Below are 1,391 nucleotides of genomic sequence, written 5' to 3'. Positions count from 1 at the left end.
CCCGGCACCCGGGTCCGGGGGTGGCGCCTGCGGCGCGGCGTCGGCCGGGCCCGCGTGGCCCGCTTCGTCGGCCGGCGCCGCTGTGGACTCGGCCGCCGGCGCCTCGTCCTGCGGCGCCGCCACGGCCACCGGCGGGAGCGGCGCCGCCACCGCCTCGGCGGTCCCGGTGGCCGCGCGCTCGCGGCGACCGGTGGTCTCCGGCGTCAGGTAGCGCGTCATGAAATCGGAATTGTCAGTCATGGTCCTGCCCCTAAATGATGCCTACTTTCCGCGATTCTAGATCGTAATTCCCGGCTATGCCGCATCGTTGCGAAAATTCCCAGATTTTTATTTGCTGGAAACGGCCTCACGCGCGTTGTCGCCCGCCGATTCCGCGGTTATTTACGCCATGCGCTCGTGGGTGTCCCAGGACGCGACCGCCACGCTGCCCAGCACCGTGGTCACCCCGTGGCACAGCTGTGCCGGCGTCGCCGGGGCCAGCGTCATCCAGTCCTGGCGGCTGCCGCGCGGCGGGCACAGCCGATACAGCGCCACCCGGCCCGAGGCGCTGTCGCGCAGGTTGAGCACCGATTCGCTGACGGCGGTGCCGGCATCGACGTGGGCCCGCGCGTACAGCACCGCCTCGGCCCGCGGTTCGTCCAGTGCCGCACCGAGTTCGCTCAGGGCCGTGCCGCGCAGACCCGCGGTCTGCAGCGCGGCCTGTTTGGCCGCCGCGGAGCCGGCCCGCGCGTGCGCGGCCACCGCGGCGCACATGTCCTCCAGCGGCACGGTCAGCGCGGGGAAGCGGCCCGGCGGCACGGGGTGCAGCGAGTCCAGCGCGTCACCGGCCAGCCGCGCCAGCGTCTGCGGGTCGGCCGGGGCGCAGTCGTCGAGGGTGATGGCGCCGCCCGCCCGCACCGCCGAGGCCCACCGGCCCCCGCGGCGGGCCAGCACGACCCGCAGCTGCTGTTCGGGTATCGCCCGCCAGGTGGCCGGTTGGTCGGCCAGCATCGGGGCCGACCAGGTCAGCGGCCCGCCGCCGATCAGCAGGATCACCTCGACATCGGGGGCGCCCAGTACCGTCAGCCGGTCCGCGACGTCGGCGCGCACCGCCCCGGTGTGGTCGCAGATACCTTGGTCGACAAGGACTTTCAGGCCCGGGTGCCGGGTCGCCCACTGCGGCGAGCGGGGCTGGCCGTAGGGCCGGCCCCGCAGTTCGGGGGCCAGCCGGGTAATCCCGAGCAGCGCCTGCAGCAGCCACAGGCCGTCGAGGTTGACGGTGATGTCGGTGCCGGCGGCGGTGTGTTCGGCGCCGGCCGTCATGTCTGCCGACCCCGGACGCCCCCGGCGGCGATCACCTGGCCCACGCTCCCCGGATGCCGCGCTTGCGCTGCGCCGGCCCGGGCGCGGGT

The 1,391-nt window shown here is 74.7% G+C and carries 1 protein-coding gene and 1 pseudogene; both read right to left on the bottom strand.

All coding sequences use genetic code 11. The annotated features are described in order from the left end of the window. A pseudogene (locus tag F0Q45_RS28235) lies at positions 1-240 on the bottom strand (hypothetical protein); the annotation flags it as partial. A 141-nt stretch (positions 241-381) separates the two neighbouring features. Next, a complete protein-coding gene (locus tag F0Q45_RS25960; protein ID WP_149656588.1) occupies positions 382-1,302 on the bottom strand; it encodes an ESX secretion-associated protein EspG in 921 nt (306 codons plus the stop codon). Positions 1,303-1,391: the final 89 nt, after the last annotated feature.

It is taken from the genome of Mycobacterium simiae, from assembly GCF_008370645.1.
Taxonomy (GTDB): domain Bacteria; phylum Actinomycetota; class Actinomycetes; order Mycobacteriales; family Mycobacteriaceae; genus Mycobacterium; species Mycobacterium simiae_A.
The sequence above is the reverse complement of the archived record's forward strand: the minus strand, read 5'-3'. Positions and strand labels throughout refer to the sequence as shown.